The sequence below is a fragment of the Bacillus sp. FSL P2-0099 genome (assembly GCF_038007445.1).
GTDB classification, from domain to species: domain Bacteria; phylum Bacillota; class Bacilli; order Bacillales; family Bacillaceae_G; genus Bacillus_A; species Bacillus_A mycoides.
Window position 1 is genome coordinate 4,312,743 of the sequence record NZ_JBBOXE010000001.1, and the last position, 23,969, is coordinate 4,336,711.

The window sequence follows — 23,969 nt, forward strand, 5'->3', positions numbered from 1 at the left end:
TTTTTATTCCCATCCTTTGTATATGTCTTTACTTAAATAGCGCTCACTACTATCAGGAAAAATCGTTACAATATTCGTACCTGGTGCTGCTTTCTCTGCCTCAAGTAAGCTTGCATGAAACGCTGCTCCTGAAGAGCTCCCAACGAGAAGGCCTTCTTTTTGCGCTAACTCTTTCACTCGTAAAAATGCATGTCGATCAGAAATTGTATGAATTTCATCAAAATAAGATGTTTTTAAAAATGGCGGGATGAATTCAAGACCAATCCCTTCTGTTTCATGTGAACCAGCTTTACCACCATTTAAAATAGATCCTTCTGGTTCTACAATAACCGTCTTAATATCAATGTTTTTCTCTTTTAAATAAGACGCAGTTCCCATAAACGTACCGCCAGTTCCTGCCCCTGCAACAAATATGTTAATTTCTCCATTCAATGCATCCCAAAGTTCAGGACCTAATGTTTTGAAATAAGCACGAGGGTTTGCTTCATTCGCAAACTGACTTGGAGAGTATGAATTCGGTATTTCATTTACTAATTCTTTTGCCTTTGCAATTGCGCCGGTCATTCCTTGCTCAGTCGGTGTATGCACGACCTTTGCACCTAGCGCTTTCATTATTTCTTGTTTTTCAATACTAAATTTCTCTGGTACACAAACAATAACGCGTAAATCATGTTCTAACGCTGCAAGTGCCAGTCCAATGCCGGTATTTCCAGCCGTCGGTTCAATAATTGTTCCGCCCTCTGCAACAAGCCCTTTTTCTAGCGCATCTTCAATTAATTCTCTTCCTAAACGATCCTTAACGCTTCCGCCTGGGTTGTAAAATTCAAGCTTTGCAAATAAACGGACTCCTTTCGGAAGTGAAAAACGAGTAATTTCTACGATTGGTGTATGGCCAATCAACTCATGAACTCCACGATATACATTCATCGTGTTCTCCCCCTTATTTGCCAATAAAGAAAAGGCAACTGTATGTATTTTCTTTATATGAGACAGTTGCCTTTTTGTTACATTACTTTAACTCTTCTAGTACTTTTACGATAAAGTTTGTAGAATGAAGAGCTGCTTGATCTAAAAATTGATCAAATGAAACATTTGATTCTTTACCAGCAATATCAGAAAGTGCACGAATAATAACAAACGGAACTTCATATTGGTGGCATACTTGCGCAACAGCTGCTGCTTCCATTTCTACTGCATAAAGGTCTTCAAATTTATCACGAATTGCTGCAACGCGGTTCGGATCACTCATAAATGAATCACCTGTTGCAATCATACCTTTTACGACTTGAATATTTTCTTCTGCCTGCATACATTTCTCAGCTAATGCAACTAATGCCTCATCAGCTTTAAATCCAGGTGGCATTCCTGGCACTTGACCATATTCGTAGTTAAATGCTGTTACATCTACGTCATGGTGACGAACTTCTGTTGAAATAACTACATCACCAACATTTAGAGAGTGATGGAATCCACCAGCTGAACCAGTATTAATTACTTTTTCAGGCTTATATTTTTCTAATAAAATTGTCGTTGACATCGCTGCATTTACTTTACCAATACCAGACTTTAGCAAGATTACTTCATGTCCTGCTAATAGCCCTTTCGTAAATTCAGAACCTGCAACAGTTTCTGTTTCTGCTTGTTCTAGTTTGTCACGTAAAATACGTACTTCTTCTTCCATTGCTCCAATTACAGCAATTCTCAATCTAATCCCTCTTTCTATTGCTTAGTTGCCTCCATTACCCAAACGAAATGATTTAATCTCGTAAACGTTACGTGGAAGCCATTGTTTTCAAAAATAGATTGCATGATCGGAATACGTGTATAGTATTCTGTTTGCAAATCGTTTGCTAACTGATGAAAACCTCTTTGTTTTGCTACTTCGACAGTTTTATCATATGCATCTTGATCTGCAAATATCGTATCAGCAAACACTATTTTACCACCTTTGTTTAGCAATTGACTATACTTCGCAATTGCTACGTCTTTTTCTTCATCTATTAAATGATGAAATGCGTAAGTGCTCACAATAGTATCGATTGAATTTGGGACTTCAAATGAAAGAAAATCACCCTCTGTAATTGAAAATTCTTTTGGTAATTTCTCTTTTGCAATAGTACGCATTTCGCGTGACGGTTCTATACCGTAAACTGTGCGACCAGCAAGTAATAATTTATTTGTTAAATTGCCAGTACCAACACCGAATTCTAATACGTTGCCAAATGACTTGTTAACTACATCCTCTAAAATGTCCTCATAATGGGCGAAAACTTCTTTATATTGTATATCTTCGCCTTGTACAAATGAGTCGTACGTATGAGCCCATTCATCAAATAAACCATTAAATTCTGTTCCCATAAAAATTCCCCTTTTTCTTATCGGTTTTATCAGTATGATATTCTCTCTTTCTAAAAATGTCAATTGAAATGTACGTAGTATTTCCTTCTTTTCTTTGTTACACTATAGGTGATTATCATAGGAGAGGGGGCATCTTCGTGTCATTTACCTTTGAAATGTTAGAAGATAAAGTAGAATTTTTCGAGGCTGCAAACTTAGTTTCTCTAGAAAAAAAAATTAACGAACAAATTGATAATAATAAAGCACTTATGCTCGAAGTTCATCATATTTCTCACCAAATGATTATGGATCCTGAAAGCAAAAGACCTTATTATAGTGCGGTTGTTCATTTTAAATTAAAGAAATTACGCTAACTAAAAAAAGAGAGGCTCTTAAGAGCCTCTCTTTTTTTAGTTTAGAGTTTGAACGAGTACTGGTTTCCAGCCCTCATTGTCTACCCAATCAATATTTACATAATATTTTTTACCTGATTGTTTATCTTGTACGTTACCGTAAGCTTTATTCTTACCGTTATTTCCAATTCTATGGATAACTAATTGATTTACTGGAACGTCAATTGCAGCTGAAATCGCTTGATTCATCTCATTCCAATCTGCTGTACCTTTTTTAAACGTCATCGCAGGTGTTGCACCTTGCTCTGTACCTACTGGCTTCCAAGAAGATTTCGTATAAGCATCTGTTGCCTGTGACTGTGTTTTTTCAGCTGGTGCTTTCTCGTTAGCTTTCGCTTCTTCTTCAGCTTTTTTCTTTTCTTCCTCAGCCTTTTGCTTCTCTTCTTCTTCCTTCTTCTTAGCCTCTGTCTTATCTTGCTCATTCTTCTTCGGCTCTTCTTTACCTTTAGCTTTCTCAGCTTTATTCTCTTTTGTTGTTTGCTGAGCTACCTTTTTATCATTAGAAGACGCTTGCTCTTTTGTGTCAGGAACAAACAATTGATATGCTACAATAGCTACTGCTACTAATACAATAGCGATTGCAATATTTAAAACACCGTTTTGACGACGTTTTTGTTGTTTCTGTTGGAATCTAGATCCTCCTGCCATTCTTCAAACCTCCATGCAGTTTTTCATACTTGCTATTGTAACATTAAATCTAGAAAGGTTGAACATTTACAATAATATTTTCACGAAATGAAAACATTTCATAAATAATTGCAAGATTACTTTTCGATTTCTAATTGATGAATTGCCTCTACCATTTCTGCAAAAACTGGTGTGACTACATTTTCATTACTATCTGTTTCTATATCAACTACAACTAAAGCATATCTTGGGTTTTCATATGGAAAATAACCTGCAAACCAGCGATTCACCCTCTCTCCTTTTCCTGTTTGTGCCGTCCCAGATTTTCCAGCGACAGTTAGTGGCAACGAACGGAATGCGGTTCCCGTTCCTTTCTCCATCGTTACAACGGCTCTTAACAACTGTTGTAATTTTTTCATCGTTTCATAAGAAAGCTGTTTCCCATTTAATTTATGATTTTCAAATGCAAAAAAGTCGGTTCCATTTTTATACACTATTTTTTTAACGACTTTCACTTCCATCTTCTCTCCACCTCTAGCAATTGTCGCCATCATATTCGCTATAGCTAGAGGTGACACACGTACATCTTTTTGTCCGACCATCGTTTGAGCAATCGCTTTTCTACTATCTTTATTTTCTTCGCTTCCCCAAATAATAGCACTCTTTTCTTCTGGCAATTGCTCAAATTCTGGTGTATGAAACACTGAACCTTTCCAACCTACCTTCTCACTTGCTCCTAAGGCCTCTAAATACGTTTCTAATACTTCCCTATCCTTTTGCATTAGTTCATCACCTAATACGGCAAACGTTCGATTACAGCTTCTAGCAAAGCTTTCCTTAAAGTTTAATGACCCCATCATAACTTGTGGAAGATTTTCACCGTATAAATCCGTATTACAGTTAAATGTACGATTAAACCGCACCAAATTCTCATCAATTCCTGCTGCTGCAACTACTGTTTTAAAAACAGACCCCGGAAAATGAGGAGTTAACATTTGATTTTCAAGTGTAGATTTATATATCCTCCTATCATTCATCTGTAAAGAAGGCCTACTTACCATTGCTAAAACTTCACTATTCTTTATGTCTAGTAATACTAACCCACCTTTTTTTATTCCGTTTTCATCTATAATCTTCTCTGCTCGTCGTTGCAACGTTTTATGTATTGTTGTTTGAATAGTAACTGGATAAAATGGATTTCCTGGTGAAGTGTATTTCGCCTGCTTCCCAAAAATCGGTTCTCCTTGTCGATCCACTTGATATAATACTTTCGCTTCTCCATCAGTCAGTAAAAATTCATCAAATGATTGTTGCAATCCAGAAATACCAATTGGCGTTTGTTTCGAAGTTTTTTTCATTTCTCCATAACGCTTTTGAAATTCCTGTTCATTCTCTCCCACATCACCAATTAAATGATTTGCCTCCCCCATTTGCTTCAGTCGAACTTCTGCTGCTACAATACCTAAAATATCTAATTGATTTACCTTCTTCATCTGCTCGAGCGTTAATTGAAATGGGGTATTCTCCTTTCGTAATATAAATGCTTGATTCTTATTTTTCATTTGCAGTCTTATCTCTTGTCTCGACACACCAATGATATGCGCAATTTTCTCTAACATGTCATTTTTTATTTGTAAAAATGGAAAAACAATTAAGAATGGATATTTCTCTTCACCAATTTCCTTACCATTTCGATCTGTAAAATGCCCTCTTCCATTATCTACTGTAAGTGATTGTGTTCGTTGCGTAACACTTTTTTCAATCAGATTGATATTTCGGTCAGTAAATGATTCCGTATCTATAATCTGTATTTGGATTAAACGACAAAGTAATAAAAAAATCACACCCATAAAACAAATTAAAACAATTATAATTCTCCGTTTCATTTTCATAAAAAACACCTCGTCTATTGTAGTTTAGACGAGGTGTTTCACCTTTTATACAAATAAAAAATCACTCGTTTTTACACGAGTGATTTTTTACGTTATTTTACAGAGATAATCTCTACTTGCATTTCTCCACCTGGTGTTTGGATTGCTACCTTCTCACCAATTTGCTTACCTAATAAGCTTTTTGCGATTGGAGAATCGTTAGAAATTCTTCCTTCAAATGGATCGGCTTCTGCGCTACCTACGATTATGTACGCTTCTTCGTCTCCACCTGGTAACTCTTTAAATATTACTGTTTTACCTAATGTTACAACTGTAGACTCTTCACCATTGTCTTCAATGATAACCGCATTACGAATCATGTTTTCAAGTTGTGTAATACGTCCTTCTACGAATGCTTGCTCATCTTTCGCTGCATCATACTCAGAGTTCTCTGAAAGATCTCCGAAGCTACGTGCGATCTTAATACGCTCTACAACTTCTTTACGTCTTACTGTTTTTAATTGTTCAACTTCGTTCTCTAGTTTTTGCTTACCCTCTTGCGTCATAGGGTATGTTTTTTCTGTTGCCATGTTTTCCACTCCTTTTATATACCAATCCCCCGAAAAAAAGAGGAGTTCCATATGAAAACTCCTCCGCTTATATAGCGGAGGTTTCTAGCACACGTAGCACTAGTGGAGTTGTCACATACAACCCCTTATTCTCCAATTCTTCCTTATATAAAGAAGGTATGTATGGAAAGTTGATATAAATATGCCCTCACCTATTGGTAGGTGAGGTTTCATGTTTCATTGTATTCGATAAGAAGGGAAAAAATCCCTTCCTATCGTATATCTTTTACTATGCTATTACAAATTTACTTTTTGTTCAAGAATTGTTGCAATTTTTGTAACCATAATATCAATTGCAACATGGTTTTGTCCACCTTCAGGGATAATAATATCCGCGAATTTCTTAGAAGGCTCAATAAATTGATTATGCATTGGACGTACAACGTTTACGTATTGGTCGATAACTGAATCCATTGTACGACCGCGCTCTTCAATATCGCGCTGCATGCGGCGTAAAATACGAAGGTCTGCATCTGTATCAACGAACACCTTAATATCCATTAACTCACAAAGACGTGGGTCTTCTAAAATAAGAATTCCTTCTAAAATGATTACATCTTTCGGCTCAACTGGAATAATTTTTTCTGAACGCGTATGCAATGTATAGTCATATATAGGCTTTTCCACTTGCTCATATGCAAGCAACTGCTGCAAATGGTCAATTAACAAATCATTATCAAACGCTAACGGATGATCGTAATTTGTTTTTAAACGTTCTTCCATTGGTAAATGGCTTTGATCTTTGTAATAATAATCTTGCTCCAAGATTAAAATGGAATGACCTTTAAAATGGTCAAAAATCGCTTTCGTTACACTTGTTTTTCCTGATCCTGAACCACCAGCGATTCCAATTACAACAGGCTTATTCGTCCCCATTCGACTACCACTCTTTCTTATTGAAGTATGTTTTTGCGCATCATATTATTCACATACACTGGTTGATCCACTTTGAATTTCACGATTTGCAACGGATGTCTCGCTGCATCTAATTCGTTTCCATCCTCATCCCAAATTTTCTCCACCGTCTGCGTAAAGTTTTCTATTTCTGGCCCAAAGAACTCCACTTCATGTCCTGGTTTGAAGTGATTACGTTGCTCAAGCGTTACGATGCCCGTTTCTTCATTATAATCTAACACTAAACCAGCAAAATCATACGTTGTTTTCTTACTATGATTTCCAAACATTTGCTCTTGATGTCCTGGAACCCCTTCAAAGAATGCAGGAGCTGTATCACGATTTGCACATTTATCAAGTTCATCTAACCATTCTTGTTTAAACTCAAAGTTATCCGGATCCGCACAATACGCATCAATTACTTTACGATATACAGTTGCTACAGTCGCTACGTAATGGATAGATTTCATACGTCCTTCAACTTTTAAGCTATCAATTCCAATTTCAATCATTTTCGGAATTGATAAGATTAAATTTAAATCTTTTGGGCTCATCGCAAAGTGAGCATCTTCTTCTTGGAATAGAGGAAGCTCTTTTGCATCTTTATGTTGTGATACCGTTTGAACTAAATCATAATCCCAGCGGCAAGATTGACAACAACCACCACGGTTAGAGTCACGCGCTGTCATATGGTTACTTAATGTACATCTCCCTGAATACGCGATACACATTGCACCATGGACGAATGCTTCAATTTCAACATCAACTTTTTCTTTAATTTCTTTCATTTCTTCATAGCTTGCTTCACGAGCTAATACAAGACGATGTAAACCTTCTTCTTTCCAATACTGTGCTGCTTTCCAGTTGGATAGTGATTGTTGTGTACTTAAATGCACCTCAACAGAAGGCGCCACACGTTTACATGTCTCAATAATAAGCGGATCGGCAACGATAATTCCCGTTACGCCAGCTTTTTCAATCCCTTTTAAATATTCCTCTAGCCCATCCATATTTTCATTATGTGCAAAAATATTTGTTGTTACGTATATTTTTGCTCCATATTTCTTTGCAAATTCAACGCCTTCTGCCATGTCTTCCAGCGTAAAGTTACCTGCATTAGAACGAAGACCAAATTCTTGTCCACCTAAATATACAGCATCTGCCCCATAATGGATAGCTACTTTTAATTTTTCTAAGTTACCCGCAGGGATTAACAGTTCAGGTTTTTTCACAATAACGCGTTTGCCATCGATCACTCGTGAAATTTCTTGTACAGTCATTTCCTACACCCTCCTCGTTTAGTAAACCGTTTCTTTAAAGAAGAATCCTGTATCTAACGGACGATTTACCGGTTGTATTTCTTCTATCTCTTTAAATAAATCATCTTTCACGTCATAATACGCATCACGATCTTCTACACATAAATCAATCGCCTTACGATATTTCTTCGTTACCTCAATAATGTACTCAGAACTTTTTAGGACACCATCAATTTTTAAGCTATCGACTTCAGCATCGATTAGTTCCTCTAACTCATCGATGAAACAAATATCATTCGGACTCATAATGTGAGTACCATTTTCATCTTCATAAATTGGATATTTGTTATTACGTTCCGGGTCGTATAAGAACATATTCTCTTCATACTTTTTCTTTTCGATGTCGAGATTACGCCCTTGATACTCAAAGTAGTTTCCTACTAGTGAACGCTTCGATTGGAACATGCAAGTCATACCGTGAATTTGTACTTCAAGTTCCACTTCAGCATTTTCTTTTAATTCAGCAATTTCATCTAAGCTAAGCTCACGAGCTAATACAGCGCGTTTCGCTCCTCTTTGCCCCCAATAGTTACAAGTAAACCAGTTTGTTGCTGTCGTTTCTGTATTCCAGTGAAGTTGCATATTTGGTGCAACTTCACGAACAGCCATTAATACCGCTGGATCTCCGAAAACAATCGCATCTACATTTACCTCATTTAAAAAGGCAACATAGTCCGTTAATTCTTCTACTTTATCATTGTGGAACATCGCATTCATTGCAACGTATACTTTCACACCATTTTCATGCGCAATGTTTACAGCTTGTTTCACATCTTCACGTGAAAACTCTCCTGCCAAACGTAAACCAAACTTTTGTTCACCAACCATTACTGCATCTGCCCCTGCTTTCGCAAGAGGTTCAATATCCGCCACCGCTCTAGGCGTTACTAACAATTCAGGTTTCTTCATACTTTTGTCACCCTCTCTTTTTACTTACAGCCACTCCATCGCCAATTGGGAAAATCGTTGTATCATATCCTTCATGATTCATAAGCCATTCATTGTACGTCTTAATACGACGAATCAAACCACGGGTACGTCTATTTTCAATTTTCTCTTTTGTCGTCACAAGACCATGGTACATAACGTTATCTGAAATAATAACGCCACCAGGATTTAATAACGGTTCGTATAAGTCAAAAAAGCGACGATACTGCCCTTTCGCTGCATCAATAAAAATAACATCAAATGTTCCATGTTCTTTCACTTGTTCGCCCGTTTCTAAAGCATCACCGTAAATAACAGAAATACGGTCTGTTACCGAGGAACATTCTATATATTCAAGTGCCTTTTCATATCGTTCACGATTGCGCTCTACTGTCACAATGCGAGAGTTCGGAATAGCTTGCATCATACGAATACTAGAATAACCGATTGCTGTTCCAAGTTCTAAAATACTTTCCGGTCCAATTAAACGTAAAAATTGCAGCATAAATTCCATTCCAAGTCGATCCATAATCGGCACATGGTTTTCAGTTGCATACTCTTCCATTTCAAGAATTAATTTATCTTTTGGATCAATAAATGATAATAGGTACTCGTTAACTGTATCCTCCATAATTGGTCCTCCTTATTTACATGGAGAAGTGCCTCTATGACGCGTCAACCTTTGTCTTTTCACACATAGAATGCAATAAAAATACAAGCCAGTTTCACCCTTAGCTTGTACGTCCCGTTTTGATATTAAAAACGATTCTTCTGCCAGTTTTTAACCCGATATATTTTACCACAAAAAAGAGGGATATGCGACCCTTTTCGCTATCCCTCCCCATTTCACTGTTTTTTCGTAATGTATTTTTGCTTTAATGCATTATGTTCTTCTAATGTTTTCGCATAATACACTTCACCACTTGGTGCAGCTAAGAAATAATAATAATCTGTTTGCGCAGGATCTAACGCTGCTTCCACTGAATGTTTACCAGAGTTTGCAATCGGTCCAACCGGCAACCCTTTCACAACATACGTATTGTATGGTGAGTTTACTTTCAAGTCTTCGTATAATACACGTTGTTTATGCTTTCCAAGCGCGTATAATACCGTCGGATCCGTTTGAAGCGGCATACCTTTCGCTAAACGATTATAGAAAACACTAGAGATTTTTTGGCGATCAGTAAAGCCAGTAGCCTCTTCTTCAATAAGTGAAGACAATGTGAGAAGTTGATGAACATCCCAGTTCTTCGCTTTCATTTTCGCCTCATTTTGAACAATAATTGCATTTGTTTTCTCAAGCATCGGGATTACAATTTCTTCTAATTTTGTATCCTTTTTATAGAAAGAATACGTTGCTGGATATAAGTATCCTTCTAGTGGATATTTAATGTTACTATCAAAAATTTTATCCGTTAATAGCTTCGGATACTTTTGCTGCATTTTTTGGATAAATGCTTTATCGTTTAATTGACGCACAACCTCATCTTTATTCCACTTTAATTCTGCCGCAATCATTTCAGCAATTTCAGTTACTTGCGCCCCTTCTTTAATCGTCACTTTATAAAGAGCCGGACGATGTACGTTGCCAGATGACATTTGTTCAATGACATCGTTGGCGCTCATCGAAGGATTTAATAAATATGTACCTGCTTGTAAGCTTTTCGACTTAAATTTCGTATAAAAACTAAAAACTGTACTGCTTTTCACAGCACCTTTTTCTTCTAAAATCTCACCGATTTTACTTGTAGATGACCCCTTTGGAATCTCTACCTCAATCTCTTTTTTATTTCCACTATCAACTGGCCCTAATGCAGATGAAATATACGCATAGACTGATCCACAAACTAAAAGCAGTGCGATAATCGAAATTAAAAAAATGCGTCTACGCTTCTTCTTCACTTGATTTTCTACCAAAATTCTTCCTCCTTATTCAATTGTAGACCGTATACACTTCCTCTATACAATGCCCTACAAACATAAAGCAAAACCAATCATTTCTAAATAATCGGTGACAGCTACTTATTTAAAGCCTTTTTTCATACAACCCGTCTTATTATACTATAAACAATTAAGTAGTTTCGACAAAAAATCTGTCATTTTGCATATGAATACAAAAAAGGCGAACTGTGTACACAGTTCGCCTTTTTATCCATTACTATTCTTCTTCTTGCTCATCAGCAAGAGTGTTAAACATTTCTTGTACCATTTCCCACTCTTCTTCAGATTCAATTGAAAGTAATGTTCCACCCTCTTCTTCACTTTGCTCATATGCCATTGCATCGAAGATTTGGTCTCCATCTTCGTCTACTTCACCGATTGGAGAGAAGACTACGTAAGATTTTTTGCCGAATTTTTCAGCATCAAAAGTGAAAATAATTTCACATAAATGTTCGTTTCCTTTTTCGTCTACAATTGTAATTTGATTTTCTTCCATTTTGGTCACCTCTTATTTACTATCTAAAAATCCTTGTAAGATCACGACTGCAGCCATCTTATCGATTACCTGTTTTCGCTTCTTACGGCTCACATCAGCTGAAATGAGCAGACGTTCCGCTGCCATCGTCGACAAACGCTCGTCCCACATTACAACTTCTAATTGTAACAGATTTCGCAGGTTTTCTGCAAATTGCTGGCACGCTTCACCACGAGGGCCGATTGTACCATTCATATTTTTAGGTAAACCTACTACTATTTTGTCCACATTGTACTGTTTTACCAACTCAGAAATACGGTCAAAACCAAAGTGGCCTCGTTCTTCGTTAATCCTGATTGTTTCCAGCCCTTGTGCTGTCCAGCCCATTTCATCGCTCATTGCAACACCGACTGTTTTAGTACCAACATCTAAACCTAATATCCGCATAAACTACTCCTCACGATGATGTTTCAAGTAAGACTTCACAAGCTCTTCAATTATCTCATCACGTTCAAGCTTGCGAACGATGCTTCGTGCATCTTTATGGCGAGGTATGTATGCTGGATCTCCACTTAATAAATAACCGACGATTTGGTTAATCGGATTATAACCTTTTTCTTGAAGTGCATCATACACAGTTAAAAGTACATCATTTACATGGACACTCTGTTTTTCATCTTGAATGCTAAACTTCATTGTCTTATCAAAACCGTCCATTTCAAGCACCTCACTTGTAAGTAGTAAGTATAGGGAGAAGAACTTCTCCTCTCCCTACCATTGTACACTACTATCTCTTTATTTTGAAACAGATTTAACGTACTCTTGTACAAACGCTAAAGCTTCCTCTACTTGCGCTGGGTTTTTACCGCCTGCTTGTGCCATATCAGGACGGCCACCACCGCCGCCTCCACAACGAGAAGCTACTTCTTTCACAAGTTTACCCGCATGGTAACCTTGACTAATTAAATCTTTCGTTACGCCAGCTAAAATGTTTACCTTATCGTCATTTACAGACGCTAATACAACAACTGCAGACTCTAATTTATTTTTAAGGTCATCCATCATTGTACGTAAGTTGTTCATATCTGCAACATTTACTTTCGCCGCTAATACGTTCACGCCATCAACTGTCATTACTGAATCAGTTAAGTTTCCAGCTTCGATATTGCTTAATTTCGCAGCAAGAGATTCGTTTTCTTTTTGAAGTTGTTTTACTTCAGTAAATAAACCATCAACTCTTGTTAAAATATCTTTTGGATTTGTTTTCATTTTTCCTGCTGCTTCTTTTAATAAACCTACTTGATCGTTCATTAATTCGTATGCAGACTTACCAGTTACCGCCTCAATACGACGAGTTCCTGCACCGATACCAGACTCAGCAACGATTTTGAAAATACCGATAGAAGCTGTGTTATCAACGTGACAACCACCGCAAAGCTCTAAGCTGTAATCGCCTACTTGCACAACGCGTACAACATCACCGTATTTTTCACCGAATAATGCCATTGCGCCCATTTCTTTCGCTTCTTCGATTGCTTTTTGAGAAATCGCAACATCAATACTTTCCCAAATTTTTTCGTTTACGATACGCTCAATTTTTTCTAATTCATCAGCTTGTACTTGACCGAAGTGAGAGAAGTCAAAACGTAAACGTTCAGATGTTACAAGAGAACCAGCTTGGTTAACATGCGTTCCAAGTATATCTTTTAATGCTTGGTGCAGTAAGTGAGTTGCTGTATGGTTTTTCACAACGCTACTACGGTTTTTCGTATCGATAAGAGCTTTTACAGCCGCTTCTTTCGTTAATGTACCTTCTTCCACAACTACTTTGTGTAAGTTTTGACCATTTGGTGCTTTTTGTACGTCTTTTACAACAACTTTCACGCCGTCAGCAAGAAGGTAACCACGGTCTGCAATTTGCCCACCGCTCTCAGCGTAGAATGGCGTTACATCAAGCATTAATTGTCCTTCTTCACCTGCTTGTAAGCTATCTGTATACTCACCATTTTTCACAAGGGCAACAACGTTACTTTCTGTTGCAACTGTACCGTAACCAACGAATTCGCTCGCTACTTTAACTTCACCAAGTACACCGCCTTGAACTTGCATAGAATCAACGTCTTGACGAGCAGCACGTGCACGCTCACGTTGTTTCTCCATTTCATTTTCAAAGCCCGCTTGATCAACTGTCATACCAGCTTCTTCTGCATATTCTTCTGTTAATTCAATTGGGAAACCGTACGTGTCGTATAGGCGGAACGCATCTACGCCAGAAATAACAGTTGTTTTTTCTTCTTTCGCTTTTGCAATTACTTCAGCTAAAATTGATTCACCATCATGAAGTGTTTCATGGAAACGCTCTTCTTCATTCTTCACAACTTTTGCGATGAAATCTTTCTTTTCAAGTACTTCTGGATAGAAGTCTTTCATTACTTCTCCAACAACCGGTACTAATTCAAACATGAACGGACGGTTGATGTTTAATTTCTTAGAATAACGAACAGCACGGCGTAATAAACGACGTAATACATAACCACGGCCTTCGTTAGATGGAAGAGCACCGTCACCAACAGCGAATGTTACTGTACGGATATGGTCAGCAATTACTTTAAACGCCATATCTTTTTCTAAATCGCCATTACGATATTTCTCACCAGAAATTGATTCTGTTGCACCAATCATCGGCATGAATAGGTCTGTATCAAAGTTCGTAGGTACATCTTGAACGATAGATGTCATACGCTCTAGCCCCATTCCTGTATCGATGTTTTTCTTAGGAAGTGGCGTATATGAACCGTCTGGATTATGGTTAAATTGAGAGAATACAAGGTTCCATACTTCTAAGTAACGCTCGTTTTCTCCGCCCGGATATAATTCTGGGTCACTAAAGTCATTACCGTAAGATTCACCGCGGTCATAGAAAATTTCTGTATTCGGTCCACTTGGTCCTTCACCGATATCCCAGAAGTTTTCTTCTAAACGGATGATGCGTTCTTTTGGAACACCCATTTTCTCATTCCAAATTGTGAATGCTTCTTCATCTTCCGGATGAATTGTAACAGATAGTAATTCTTTATCGAATCCGATCCATTTGTCGCTCGTTAGAAATTCCCAAGCCCAAGTAATTGCTTCTTCTTTGAAGTAATCACCGATTGAGAAGTTCCCTAACATTTCAAAGAATGTATGGTGACGAGCCGTTTTCCCAACGTTTTCAATATCGTTTGTACGAATTGATTTTTGTGCATTTGTAATACGTGGATTTTGTGGGATTACACGACCATCAAAATATTTCTTTAATGTCGCTACACCACTATTAATCCATAACAGAGATGGATCTTCATGAGGAACTAGTGATGCACTTGGTTCTACTGCATGTCCTTTTTCTTGGAAAAAGTCTAAAAACATTTGACGAATTTGTGCGCCTGTTAGTTGTTTCATTGTATTTTCCTCCTTAAATATAAAAAACTCCCGCCCCTAATAAAAGGGACGAGAGTTAACTCGCGATACCACCCTAATTATGAATTGATTATTATAACAATCAATTCATCACCTCATGGTGCCGTAACGTGGCAAGACGGCAGTGATTAGCTGCTCTCAGGATTAGCTTTCTGTTACCCTTCATTTAAAGCTCCTTTCAGCCAGTGGAAGCTTCTCTCTACAAATGGACTGTAACGTACTTGTTCCGTCATTGATTTAATGTATTATATGACTAAATATAATAGAATTCTCTTAAGTTTGTCAATGTAGATAATCATTTATATTGTATCAATTGCTTATTAATCATAGTTATTCTACTATTCATTCTTAACAGCCTTTAAATATATTATGCATTTATTACTAAATAGGAATCTCCTCTCAAAAAACACTTTATACAATTTTCTAAATATTACATTATTTGTTATAATTAAATTATTAACAATAAAGGAGCGATTACAATGACAACCTTATTGAATCAAGCTAAAGAAATGTTAACAACTGATGAAAAAATCCTTTTTTATGCAGCATGCTCATTAAATATATTTATATATCGTTCCGTCGCAAGACCAGGACTGTTAATTTTAACGAACAAACGGCTCTTCTTTTATGGACCAGATGTAAGTAAGAACCCAATATTTGAAGAGTACTCTTTTGCAAACATTTCTAATCTAAAAGAGCAAAAGCGTCTTTTCAGCAATCAAATTATATTTATGTACGATAATGAATGGAAAAAAATAAAACATATTCAAACAAATGATATAAGCTCTCTCGTTCAACAAATACACGAGCAACTCTCTAAATAATGATAGCCCTCTACTTTTATAAGTAGAGGGCTATCATATTACACATCTTCTTTTTTCAAAAGAGGCCTCACATGAACGACCACTGTCCGAATGACCGCTAAAATAGGAACCGATATTAGTAATCCTACAATCCCCGCAACTTCTCCCCCTACTAGTAATGCAAACATAATGATCACAGGATGCATACGAAGCGACTTACCAACGATGTAAGGCGATAAAATGTTACTTTCCAAAAATTGCAAAATAGCAATCGTAATTCCCGCCTTAATGAGTAAACTCGTTGATACCGTTGCTGCAATCATCAACGTCGGAATCGCCCCTAAAATAGGACCAAAGTACGGGATTATATCCGTTACCCCAATAATAATACCGAGTAATAACGGATATTTCATACCGATAAACCAAAAAGAAAGAACAGATACTCCCCCTAATACTAAGCAAACAAATAACTGTCCTCGAATATAACTTCCGAGTGACTTATCAATTTCTTTCGCAAGCATTTGACCCGTACTACGCCACTTACACGGAACTAGTTTCCAAAAAATATGATAAAACTCACCGTAATCTTTTAATATGTAAAATACAATGAACGGAATTAAGAAAATAATGAGCAATGAATCCAGTACACCACGTGCTGTGCTCATAACTTTATTTAAAAGCGCTTGAATCTTCGTTTCTACACCACCAAAAATTTGTTTCACCTTTTCATGAATAAATGATGGGAAATTCGCTGTTTGTTCTGTAACTCCATCCATCCAAGAATCGTACATTTTTGTAAACTGCGGAAATTGTTCATTAATTTCTTGTAACTGTTTAATAACAACTGGCGTTCCTTTATAAATTCCATAGCCAATTCCGCCAAAGAAAAGAATATAAATGAGCAAAATAGCAAGTGTGCGTGGCATTCCTTCCTTATGGATTTTTTCAATTAAAGGGTGTAATAAATAAGCAATAAAACAAGCAATAAAGAACGGTGTGATTGCCACTTTAAATACAAAAATAATCGGTGCCCATAGTGGCTTAATTTTTAAAAAGACGAGCAAACAAAGAAAAACGAGTAACAATAATCCTAAACGATATATCCAAATGATTTTAAGATTCTTCACACGAAAAACCTCCTCCATCTTTATTTTGAAAATAAATAGGTTAGGTTATGTGCAAAAGTTTTAAAATCTTTTTATACAGACCATACTGTTTTTTAAAGACATACATATATTTAACATAATAAGGACAACCACCCCTTGAAAATACAAAATGTCAAAATATAATCAGGAGGGCTCATAATGATCTTATTTATGCTTGCATTATCCGCACTTTTTATGCTTCTTGAATGGATTTGTATCGGGTTTGGTATTTGGAAAGGCTTCTTTATTCGTTCCTCACGAAAGGAAAGAGCTAAGCACTTATGGCATTATGGAATGCTTGGCGTTGGATGCTACGGTTTATCTTATCTCTTCTCTGAAATCGGACTTTTATATTTGCATACAAGCGCATAAAAAAACTCCCTTATCATGAAGGGAGTTTTTTACGCCTTATAAATAAGACTTAATCATCTTACGTGCTTTTTTCACATTGCGTTTTGAGAATACATCTTGTTTGCGAGCATATTGATATGCTGCAGCTCCAACACCTAATGCGATTAATGAATTGCGTAGATTCAAAGTAAATCCCCCTTTTCGTTATCCGATCGTTCTTTCATTATCATCAAATAAATCATCAAGAGAGCTTAATGAACCATCTTCCTCTACTTGATGTGTATGGATTTTCCCCTTTGAAACCGATAATTCGATATAACAATTCCAGCAATAAAATTGGTTGACACCTATTTTTCCGATGTCTTTCCCTTTGCAATTTGGACAACTGAACATATGGCTTTCATCTCCTTACAGTCTCCCAGATTCTATTCGCCATTATGTCCAAACTGCATTCATTTATACATTGCTAGAGCCTTTCAACGTTATACGTTTGAAAGTTTCACTATATAATTTCACCTTGTTACATGAAATCATACGGTGAAATGTTTTCCACGTCCATTTCTTCACCATTAACCGTCACCATCTGCACTTCTCCTTGTGATTCTTGCAATCGGCCAGCTAAAGTCGTTTGACGCATTGCATCATCAAGGCGATTTACACCGGATTGAAACGCTGCTTCCTCCCCGCAAATAATAAGGAATTTCTTACTCCTTGTAATACCCGTGTAAATTAAATTACGACGTAACATACGGTAGTAGCTCTTTACAATCGGCATAATAACTATTGGGAATTCACTACCTTGCGATTTATGAATCGAGCAGCAATAGGCATGCGTAATTTGATTTAAATCCGGCTTTGTATATGTTACTTCAATTCCATCAAATGAAACGATAATCATATCTTGTTGCTCGACATTTTCTTTCGCATAAAATACTGAAACAATTTCTCCAATATCACCATTAAACACTTGGCTTTCCGGCTGATTGACTAATTGAAGTACTTTATCACCTCTGCGGTATACAACGTCACCGTAGGCAATTTCTTTACTCTTTTCTTTTTTCGGATTAAACACTTCTTGAAGAGCTTCATTTAACACATTAATACCTGCTGGTCCGCGATACATTGGTGCCAATACTTGTACATCTCTTGCACTAAAGCCTTTTGTCTTAGCATTTTCACAAACCTTTTTAACAACCTCAACAATTTGAGCACCTGCACAGCTGATAAATGAACGATCTTTTTTATTTTGTGCTAAATCTGGCGGGAGCGTCCCGTCTTTTATCGCATGGGCAAGCTGAATAACAGACGAACCTTCTGCCTGACGATAAATTTCTGTGAGTTTTACCGTTGGAATGGCACCTGCATTTAATAAATCTTTCAACACTTGTCCAGGTCCTACCGATGGTAATTGGTCTTCATCACCTACAACGATTACTTGGATGTTCGTCGGCAAGGATTTAAACAATTGATTTGCCAGCCAAATATCTACCATCGAAAACTCATCAATAATAAGGAGCTTCCCTTGAACAGGGTCTGTTTCATTGCGCTGGAAAGACCCTTCTGGCGTCCATCCAAGCAGGCGATGAATTGTGCACGCCGGAAGCCCCGTCGATTCACTCATTCGCTTCGCTGCTCTTCCTGTTGGAGCCGTTAATAGTATTGGAAATGGATTGTCATCACTATATTCATTTAGATTTAGTGATAGCCCGTGAAGCGACGCATACATTTCAACAATTCCTTTAATAACTGTAGTTTTCCCCGTTCCTGGTCCACCTGTTAATAACATCATCGGCTTATGAAGTGCAGTTTGAACTGCTTCTTGCTGAAGCGGTGCATACTGTACCTTTAGCTGTTCTTCAATTTCACCTAATGTCTTTAACACTTCTGCTTCAGGAAATGCAGGGGTTTCCTCTTGATTCATAAGCCTGCGAATGGACTTTACAACGCCTTTTTCAGAGTAAAATAACGAAGCTAAATACACACGCTCTTCTTCTATGATGACTTTCCCTTCACCTTGCATCATTTCAACGCAGCCTACAATATCTTCCTCAGTCACTCCGCCTTCTTGATTATTTAAAAGTGACATCGTTTCTCTTACAAGCTGACCTTTTTCCATATACACGTGACCGAGTTGTAATGAAATATTCTCTAACGTATAAAAACACCCTGCACGTACACGGTCGTCGTGATTGCCCGTTATTCCGATTGCACGCCCTATATCATCTGCTCTTCCAAATCCAATTCCGTCCACTTCTTCAATAAGTTTATACGGATTATTACGAATCACTTCTAATGTCATCTCTTTATATTGCTGATAAATTTTAATAGAAAGTTTTGTTCCAAAACCGTAACCATTTAAAAAACTCATCACTTTCTCGAGCCCTTGATGCTCAATAATCGTCTCATATATTTCCTGCGCTTTTTGCTTGTTTACAACACCACTTAACGCATCCAGATCATCCATAATTTTAGAAATCGCATGCTCACCAAGATGGTCCACGATTTTTTCGGCTGTACGCTTTCCAATCCCTTTAAATAAATCGCTCGCTAAATATTGCACCATACCTGCTTTTGTTTGTGGCAATTCTTTTTTAAACGTTTCAACTAAATATTGTTTTCCATACTTTGGGTGGTCTTTAAAATGACCTGTTAATGTAAACACTTCATCTTCATGCATACGAGGAAAATGCCCGTTTATCATTACTTTTTTTTCGTCGTATGTTTCATTCGTTTCAATGACTTTCATACTGACAACGGAATAGAGGTTTTCTTCGTTGTGGAAAATGGTATGAAGAACTTGCGCTTTTATAAATTTTTTTTCTTCCTCAAACAAATCCATTGCATGTTGATTTCCCATATTTCCTCTCCTTTCCGAGTTCTTTTCACTTTAATGAGCAGTACATCCCCCACCTCTTTCACAATCTTTAGATGAGGGGTAACTGCGCATTAAACTATAATTTCACTTTATTCAGCTTCTTGCTCTAATAAACGAATACCATTACCAGCTAAAAAGTGGTCTGCTTGAATTTCAGTCGCTTTCTTAAATAAAGTAAGAGCTTTCTCGTTATTCTCCTCGAATACGTACGCAACACCTAAATTATAATACGCATCTGCATGCTCTTCATCCATTTCTAACACCTTTTCAAAATAAGGTTTTGCCTCTTGAATATGTTCTAGTCGTGCGAAGCAAAGTCCGCATTGGAAAACAGCTTCTACATCGCCTTCATCTAATTCCGTCGCTCTTTGTAAAAATGGAAGTGCAAGACGATCATTTCCAAGTTGCACATGTGTGATACCTAACATAAATGTTACGTCAGCTGATTGTAATCCCACTTGCATCGCTTGTTCAAATACAGCCTTCGCCTCTGCAAATTGCTCTTGACCGTAATATACGTTTCCTAAGCCATAATAAGCAGCCGCAGATTTACCATCTAATTCTAATGCACGTTTATAAAATAAAATTGCTCGCTCACTATCACCTAATACATCTAATAAATTCGCAAAGTTAATGTATCCAAGCGCATCTTTCGGGTTTTCTTCGATTGCTTCTGTGAAATTTCCAGCTGCTTCTTCCCAGTTTCCTTCTTGCATATATTTAATACCTGTTTCAAGTTTGTTTGACATATCCTTCACCTCTACAACAAATTATAACAAAGAATGTATTTTCCAAGCGAACAAAAATTCGCTTTATGTAAAAGAAACCTCTAACCGCTAATCGGCAGAGGCTTCTCGTGTTATCCTAAATAATCTAATTTCTTACCACTATGATATACTTCATCAATTGTAGCGCCGCCTAAGCACTCATCTCCATCATAGAAAACAACTGCTTGGCCTGGCGTAATTGCACGAATTGGCTCATCACAAAGAATACGAACTGTATTTTCATCAACGATTTGAACCGTTACTTTATTGTCTGCTTGACGATAACGGAATTTCGCTGTACACGTAAATTCTTTTTCCTTCGCTTTATTACTTACCCAGCCTACATTCGTAGCAATAACTTCATCACCATATAGAAGTTCGTTATGGAATCCTTGATCAACATATAAAATGTTTTCTTTCAAGTTTTTCCCCACAGCAAACCACGGATCACCATTACCACCAATACCAAGGCCATGACGTTGTCCAATTGTATAATACATTAAACCATCATGTTTCCCTTTCACTTCACCAGATAATGTTTGCATCACACCTGGTTGCGCCGGTAAATAGTTACTTAAGAAATCTTTAAAGTTACGCTCACCGATGAAGCAAATACCAGTACTATCTTTCTTCGCCGCTGTCGCTAAACCAGCTTCTGTCGCCATTTCGCGAATTTGTGGTTTCTTTAATTCACCTAATGGGAACATTGTTTTTGATAGTTGCTCTTGGCTTAATTGATTTAAGAAATATGTTTGATCTTTATTGTCATCAACGCCGCGAAGCATTTTATATTCGCCGTCCATATAAGCAACGCGTGCATAATGACCTGTTGCTACATAATCAGCACCAAGTGCAATTGCATGCTCTAAAAATGCTTTAAATTTAATTTCTTTGTTACACATTACATCTGGGTTTGGTGTACGACCAGCTCGGTACTCATCTAAAAAGTACGTGAATACTTTATCCCAGTATTGTTTTTCAAAGTTTACTGCATAATACGGAATGCCGATTTGGTTACACACTTCAATTACATCATTGTAATCTTCTGTTGCTGTGCAGACACCATTTGCATCTGTATCATCCCAGTTTTTCATAAAAATTCCGATTACATCATAACCCTGCTCTTTTAATAAAAGAGCTGCTACAGATGAATCGACGCCACCGGACATCCCGATGACAACGCGTGTTTCTTGAGGTAGTTTGTTCATCATGTCACCTCCCATGCTAATTTTGTGTTAATCGCTTCACGATTTTCACTGTTTCGTACGCCGCTTTTTCAATTTGCTCTTTCGTATTTCCAAGTCCGAAACTAAAGCGTACGGATGAACGTATTTGATCGGAGTCTTTTCCGAACATCGCCACTAATACATGTGATGGATCAATCGAACCAGCTGTACAAGCAGAACCACTTGATACTGCAATACCAGCTAAGTCTAGGTTTACAAGAAACGGTTCAATATTCATTCCTGTAAAACTTATATTAAACACATGTGGTAAGCGATATTCCAAGTCTCCGTTTACCTCGAAATGAATGTCCTCATTTTTGAAGACAGATACCATTATATCTTTAAACTCTTCATATTGGGCATTTTTTTGCTCACGAGTTTTTTCTGCTAGCGAAACTGCATGTTGAAGTCCAACAATACTAGGTACATTTTCAGTACCAGCACGACGTTTTCTTTCTTGCTCTCCGCCTATTAATAACGGTTCAAATTTCACATTTGCACCAGCATATAGGAACCCTACACCTTTTGGGCCGTTAATTTTGTGAGCGGAAATCGATAATAAATCAATACCAAACTCTTTCACATCTATTTCTATTAAACCGTAAGCTTGTACAGCATCTGTGTGGAAATAAGCTTGATGCTCTTTTAACAGCTTACCTATTTCCACAATTGGTTGTATTGTCCCTACTTCATTATTCCCGAACATAATAGATACAAGAATCGTCTCTTCCGTTAGTGCCTTTTGTATGTCAGAAACTTGAACACGCCCTGTTTCATCAACAGGTAAATACGTCACTTCAAATCCTTCACGCTCTAACAATTCACACGTATGCAAAATCGCATGATGTTCAATTTGCGTTGTAATAACGTGGTTACCTTTATGACGATTCGCACGCGCTACACCTATAAGTGCTAAATTATCAGCTTCTGTACCACCGCTCGTGAATATAATTTCATTTGGACTCGCGTGAATGCTACGTGCACACACACGTCTCGCCTCATCTACCGCATGGCGCGTTTGACGCCCATAAAAGTGAATACTAGACGGGTTTCCAAATGTTTCTGTCATATATGGAATCATCTTTTCGACCACTTCTGGGTGAGTCGGAGATGTCGCAGCATGATCTAAGTAAATGCGTTCCATTAAATCTCCTTCTTTCCAAATCGTTTCACAAGGAATTAAATGTAAAACATATAGCCCCCGTGATTTTCTTCCTCATAACGTACTAAATCTTCTAAAGTTGTACTATCTAATACTTCTTGCACTGCATCACGAACACGCATCCATAATTGGCGTTGTGCTGGTTCTTCTTCTTCTATCATTTCTACAACACTAATTGGACCCTCTAGTACACGGATTACATCTCCAGCTGTAATGTTGACTGGCTGATCAGATAATACATATCCGCCATATGCACCACGCGTACTCTTTACAAGACGAGCGTTACGAAGTGGTGAAATTAATTGCTCTAAGTAATGCTCAGATAGGTCATGTGCCTGCGCAATTGATTTTAATGAAATTGGGCCTTCACCAAACTTTTTTGCAAGGTCGATCATAATTGTTAAGCCGTAGCGGCCTTTCGTTGAAATCTTCATCTATTTGCACCTCATTTCAAATTTTCACTTCTATTGGTTATATCTTATTTATCCCGCTATTTGCGGGCAGTAAAACTCCCACCTCAAAATTCGGCTGGAGCAAAGAAGTTAGGTGGGGGATGAACAAAACCCCCTCTAATTAAAGTTTCACTTTATAAAAGAACACAATTTAAAATCCTATGAAATTATAGCATAATATAGTATTATAAGAAATTTCAACTTGTGTATCAAAATGATAACATAAAATCACATTGAAAAACTCGGAAATTATTACAATTGAAAGAAAAATAGGAATATTCATATTCATCCCCCCCCAC

The 23,969-nt window shown here is 37.3% G+C and carries 26 protein-coding genes and 1 other annotated feature; of the genes, 3 read left to right on the top strand and 23 right to left on the bottom strand.

The annotated features are described in order from the left end of the window. Positions 1 to 3: 3 nt before the first annotated feature. The 3 genes from MKY90_RS22325 to MKY90_RS22335 all read right to left on the bottom strand — a co-directional run bounded on the left by MKY90_RS22325 (position 4) and on the right by MKY90_RS22335 (position 2,358). Positions 4 to 927 (bottom strand): O-acetylserine dependent cystathionine beta-synthase, encoded by a 924-nt coding sequence (locus tag MKY90_RS22325; RefSeq protein ID WP_002129198.1) that lies wholly within the window; start codon positions 925 to 927, stop codon positions 4 to 6. Between the two features lie 82 nt (positions 928 to 1,009). Then, positions 1,010 to 1,705 carry a 5'-methylthioadenosine/S-adenosylhomocysteine nucleosidase gene (mtnN, locus tag MKY90_RS22330; RefSeq protein WP_016106205.1) on the bottom strand — a complete coding sequence of 232 codons (696 nt, stop codon included), beginning with the start codon at positions 1,703 to 1,705 and terminating at the stop codon, positions 1,010 to 1,012. A gap of 14 nt (positions 1,706 to 1,719) precedes the next feature. Next, positions 1,720 to 2,358, bottom strand: coding sequence for a class I SAM-dependent DNA methyltransferase (locus MKY90_RS22335; protein ID WP_002015267.1), 639 nt, complete (start codon positions 2,356 to 2,358; stop codon positions 1,720 to 1,722). A 137-nt stretch (positions 2,359 to 2,495) separates the two neighbouring features. Here MKY90_RS22335 and MKY90_RS22340 point away from each other — a divergent pair, with 137 nt between their 5' ends. Next, the gene (locus tag MKY90_RS22340) at positions 2,496 to 2,711 is read left to right on the top strand and encodes a YrzA family protein (RefSeq protein WP_002015268.1); all 216 of its coding nucleotides are present in this window, start codon (positions 2,496 to 2,498) and stop codon (positions 2,709 to 2,711) included. A 36-nt stretch (positions 2,712 to 2,747) separates the two neighbouring features. On the opposite strand, the gene MKY90_RS22345 is transcribed toward MKY90_RS22340, so the two are convergent. The 12 genes from MKY90_RS22345 to alaS form a co-directional block, all read right to left on the bottom strand. Further along, positions 2,748 to 3,398, bottom strand: a complete 651-nt coding sequence (locus MKY90_RS22345) for a YrrS family protein (RefSeq protein ID WP_002138429.1) — start codon at positions 3,396 to 3,398, stop codon at positions 2,748 to 2,750. Between the two features lie 116 nt (positions 3,399 to 3,514). Beyond that, entirely contained in the window at positions 3,515 to 5,269 is a 1,755-nt protein-coding gene (locus tag MKY90_RS22350; protein WP_098167983.1) for a peptidoglycan D,D-transpeptidase FtsI family protein, read from the bottom strand. A gap of 92 nt (positions 5,270 to 5,361) precedes the next feature. Next, entirely contained in the window at positions 5,362 to 5,838 is a 477-nt protein-coding gene (gene greA / locus MKY90_RS22355; protein ID WP_078213491.1) for a transcription elongation factor GreA, read from the bottom strand. Positions 5,839 to 6,114: 276 nt separating this feature from the next. Next, positions 6,115 to 6,753 carry a uridine kinase gene (gene udk, locus MKY90_RS22360; RefSeq protein ID WP_002015274.1) on the bottom strand — a complete coding sequence of 213 codons (639 nt, stop codon included), beginning with the start codon at positions 6,751 to 6,753 and terminating at the stop codon, positions 6,115 to 6,117. A 17-nt stretch (positions 6,754 to 6,770) separates the two neighbouring features. Beyond that, positions 6,771 to 8,051 carry a peptidase U32 family protein gene (locus tag MKY90_RS22365; RefSeq protein WP_002015275.1) on the bottom strand — a complete coding sequence of 427 codons (1,281 nt, stop codon included), beginning with the start codon at positions 8,049 to 8,051 and terminating at the stop codon, positions 6,771 to 6,773. Between the two features lie 18 nt (positions 8,052 to 8,069). After that, positions 8,070 to 8,999: a peptidase U32 family protein gene (locus MKY90_RS22370; protein ID WP_002015276.1), complete on the bottom strand. Its 930-nt coding sequence runs from the start codon at positions 8,997 to 8,999 to the stop codon at positions 8,070 to 8,072. 7 nt (positions 9,000 to 9,006) lie between these two features. After that, on the bottom strand, positions 9,007 to 9,648 hold the full coding sequence (locus tag MKY90_RS22375; RefSeq protein WP_002129210.1) for an O-methyltransferase: 642 nt from the start codon (positions 9,646 to 9,648) through the stop codon (positions 9,007 to 9,009). A gap of 215 nt (positions 9,649 to 9,863) precedes the next feature. Then, on the bottom strand, positions 9,864 to 10,934 hold the full coding sequence (gene mltG, locus MKY90_RS22380) for an endolytic transglycosylase MltG (protein ID WP_098167982.1): 1,071 nt from the start codon (positions 10,932 to 10,934) through the stop codon (positions 9,864 to 9,866). Positions 10,935 to 11,175: 241 nt separating this feature from the next. Further along, positions 11,176 to 11,454, bottom strand: a complete 279-nt coding sequence (locus MKY90_RS22385; protein ID WP_002034112.1) for a DUF1292 domain-containing protein — start codon at positions 11,452 to 11,454, stop codon at positions 11,176 to 11,178. 12 nt (positions 11,455 to 11,466) lie between these two features. Then, positions 11,467 to 11,880 (bottom strand): Holliday junction resolvase RuvX, encoded by a 414-nt coding sequence (gene ruvX, locus MKY90_RS22390; protein WP_001221204.1) that lies wholly within the window; start codon positions 11,878 to 11,880, stop codon positions 11,467 to 11,469. A 3-nt stretch (positions 11,881 to 11,883) separates the two neighbouring features. Then, positions 11,884 to 12,150 (bottom strand): IreB family regulatory phosphoprotein, encoded by a 267-nt coding sequence (locus MKY90_RS22395; protein ID WP_000348591.1) that lies wholly within the window; start codon positions 12,148 to 12,150, stop codon positions 11,884 to 11,886. Positions 12,151 to 12,228: 78 nt separating this feature from the next. Then, entirely contained in the window at positions 12,229 to 14,871 is a 2,643-nt protein-coding gene (gene alaS / locus MKY90_RS22400; protein ID WP_002015283.1) for an alanine--tRNA ligase, read from the bottom strand. Between the two features lie 41 nt (positions 14,872 to 14,912). Further along, positions 14,913 to 15,131 (bottom strand) — a binding site (T-box leader). Between the two features lie 237 nt (positions 15,132 to 15,368). Here alaS and MKY90_RS22405 point away from each other — a divergent pair. Further along, entirely contained in the window at positions 15,369 to 15,713 is a 345-nt protein-coding gene (locus tag MKY90_RS22405; RefSeq protein WP_002129215.1) for a PH domain-containing protein, read from the top strand. Between the two features lie 38 nt (positions 15,714 to 15,751). Here the strand turns inward: MKY90_RS22405 and MKY90_RS22410 are convergent, their stop codons facing one another. After that, a complete protein-coding gene (locus MKY90_RS22410; protein WP_098167981.1) occupies positions 15,752 to 16,819 on the bottom strand; it encodes an AI-2E family transporter in 1,068 nt (355 codons plus the stop codon). A gap of 177 nt (positions 16,820 to 16,996) precedes the next feature. On the opposite strand from MKY90_RS22410, the gene MKY90_RS22415 reads away from it, so the two are divergent. Continuing rightward, positions 16,997 to 17,209 carry a hypothetical protein gene (locus MKY90_RS22415; RefSeq protein ID WP_002015285.1) on the top strand — a complete coding sequence of 71 codons (213 nt, stop codon included), beginning with the start codon at positions 16,997 to 16,999 and terminating at the stop codon, positions 17,207 to 17,209. 36 nt (positions 17,210 to 17,245) lie between these two features. On the opposite strand, the gene MKY90_RS22420 is transcribed toward MKY90_RS22415, so the two are convergent. From MKY90_RS22420 to cymR, 7 genes are all read right to left on the bottom strand, one after another. Further along, positions 17,246 to 17,374, bottom strand: a complete 129-nt coding sequence (locus tag MKY90_RS22420) for a YrzQ family protein (protein ID WP_002015286.1) — start codon at positions 17,372 to 17,374, stop codon at positions 17,246 to 17,248. Between the two features lie 18 nt (positions 17,375 to 17,392). After that, entirely contained in the window at positions 17,393 to 17,581 is a 189-nt protein-coding gene (locus tag MKY90_RS22425) for a hypothetical protein (protein WP_002015288.1), read from the bottom strand. Positions 17,582 to 17,708: 127 nt separating this feature from the next. Beyond that, positions 17,709 to 20,045 carry an SF1B family DNA helicase RecD2 gene (recD2, locus tag MKY90_RS22430; RefSeq protein ID WP_098167980.1) on the bottom strand — a complete coding sequence of 779 codons (2,337 nt, stop codon included), beginning with the start codon at positions 20,043 to 20,045 and terminating at the stop codon, positions 17,709 to 17,711. A gap of 107 nt (positions 20,046 to 20,152) precedes the next feature. Then, entirely contained in the window at positions 20,153 to 20,812 is a 660-nt protein-coding gene (locus MKY90_RS22435; RefSeq protein ID WP_098167979.1) for a tetratricopeptide repeat protein, read from the bottom strand. A gap of 110 nt (positions 20,813 to 20,922) precedes the next feature. After that, the gene (mnmA, locus tag MKY90_RS22440) at positions 20,923 to 22,038 is read right to left on the bottom strand and encodes a tRNA 2-thiouridine(34) synthase MnmA (protein ID WP_002088752.1); all 1,116 of its coding nucleotides are present in this window, start codon (positions 22,036 to 22,038) and stop codon (positions 20,923 to 20,925) included. Between the two features lie 16 nt (positions 22,039 to 22,054). Continuing rightward, complete coding sequence (locus MKY90_RS22445; RefSeq protein WP_002129219.1) at positions 22,055 to 23,200, bottom strand: cysteine desulfurase family protein; 1,146 nt, start codon at positions 23,198 to 23,200, stop codon at positions 22,055 to 22,057. A gap of 35 nt (positions 23,201 to 23,235) precedes the next feature. Continuing rightward, positions 23,236 to 23,652 (bottom strand): cysteine metabolism transcriptional regulator CymR, encoded by a 417-nt coding sequence (gene cymR / locus MKY90_RS22450; RefSeq protein ID WP_000704117.1) that lies wholly within the window; start codon positions 23,650 to 23,652, stop codon positions 23,236 to 23,238. Between the last annotated feature and the right edge of the window lie 317 nt (positions 23,653 to 23,969).

What these genes read in the sequence shown, in the direction of transcription:
- mnmA (WP_002088752.1), bottom strand. Translation starts at nt 22,038, where the DNA reads ATGAACAAACTACCTCAAGAAACACGCGTTGTCATCGGGATGTCCGGT.
- MKY90_RS22335 (WP_002015267.1), bottom strand. Translation starts at nt 2,358, where the DNA reads ATGGGAACAGAATTTAATGGTTTATTTGATGAATGGGCTCATACGTAC.
- MKY90_RS22435 (WP_098167979.1), bottom strand. Translation starts at nt 20,812, where the DNA reads ATGTCAAACAAACTTGAAACAGGTATTAAATATATGCAAGAAGGAAAC.
- MKY90_RS22365 (WP_002015275.1), bottom strand. Translation starts at nt 8,051, where the DNA reads ATGACTGTACAAGAAATTTCACGAGTGATCGATGGCAAACGCGTTATT.
- MKY90_RS22385 (WP_002034112.1), bottom strand. Translation starts at nt 11,454, where the DNA reads ATGGAAGAAAATCAAATTACAATTGTAGACGAAAAAGGAAACGAACAT.
- recD2 (WP_098167980.1), bottom strand. Translation starts at nt 20,045, where the DNA reads ATGGGAAATCAACATGCAATGGATTTGTTTGAGGAAGAAAAAAAATTT.
- alaS (WP_002015283.1), bottom strand. Translation starts at nt 14,871, where the DNA reads ATGAAACAACTAACAGGCGCACAAATTCGTCAAATGTTTTTAGACTTT.
- MKY90_RS22395 (WP_000348591.1), bottom strand. Translation starts at nt 12,150, where the DNA reads ATGGACGGTTTTGATAAGACAATGAAGTTTAGCATTCAAGATGAAAAA.
- MKY90_RS22375 (WP_002129210.1), bottom strand. Translation starts at nt 9,648, where the DNA reads ATGGAGGATACAGTTAACGAGTACCTATTATCATTTATTGATCCAAAA.
- MKY90_RS22345 (WP_002138429.1), bottom strand. Translation starts at nt 3,398, where the DNA reads ATGGCAGGAGGATCTAGATTCCAACAGAAACAACAAAAACGTCGTCAA.
- ruvX (WP_001221204.1), bottom strand. Translation starts at nt 11,880, where the DNA reads ATGCGGATATTAGGTTTAGATGTTGGTACTAAAACAGTCGGTGTTGCA.
- MKY90_RS22370 (WP_002015276.1), bottom strand. Translation starts at nt 8,999, where the DNA reads ATGAAGAAACCTGAATTGTTAGTAACGCCTAGAGCGGTGGCGGATATT.
- MKY90_RS22350 (WP_098167983.1), bottom strand. Translation starts at nt 5,269, where the DNA reads ATGAAAATGAAACGGAGAATTATAATTGTTTTAATTTGTTTTATGGGT.
- MKY90_RS22445 (WP_002129219.1), bottom strand. Translation starts at nt 23,200, where the DNA reads ATGGAACGCATTTACTTAGATCATGCTGCGACATCTCCGACTCACCCA.
- greA (WP_078213491.1), bottom strand. Translation starts at nt 5,838, where the DNA reads ATGGCAACAGAAAAAACATACCCTATGACGCAAGAGGGTAAGCAAAAA.
- MKY90_RS22325 (WP_002129198.1), bottom strand. Translation starts at nt 927, where the DNA reads ATGAATGTATATCGTGGAGTTCATGAGTTGATTGGCCATACACCAATC.
- MKY90_RS22405 (WP_002129215.1), top strand. Translation starts at nt 15,369, where the DNA reads ATGACAACCTTATTGAATCAAGCTAAAGAAATGTTAACAACTGATGAA.
- MKY90_RS22425 (WP_002015288.1), bottom strand. Translation starts at nt 17,581, where the DNA reads ATGTTCAGTTGTCCAAATTGCAAAGGGAAAGACATCGGAAAAATAGGT.
- udk (WP_002015274.1), bottom strand. Translation starts at nt 6,753, where the DNA reads ATGGGGACGAATAAGCCTGTTGTAATTGGAATCGCTGGTGGTTCAGGA.
- cymR (WP_000704117.1), bottom strand. Translation starts at nt 23,652, where the DNA reads ATGAAGATTTCAACGAAAGGCCGCTACGGCTTAACAATTATGATCGAC.
- MKY90_RS22415 (WP_002015285.1), top strand. Translation starts at nt 16,997, where the DNA reads ATGATCTTATTTATGCTTGCATTATCCGCACTTTTTATGCTTCTTGAA.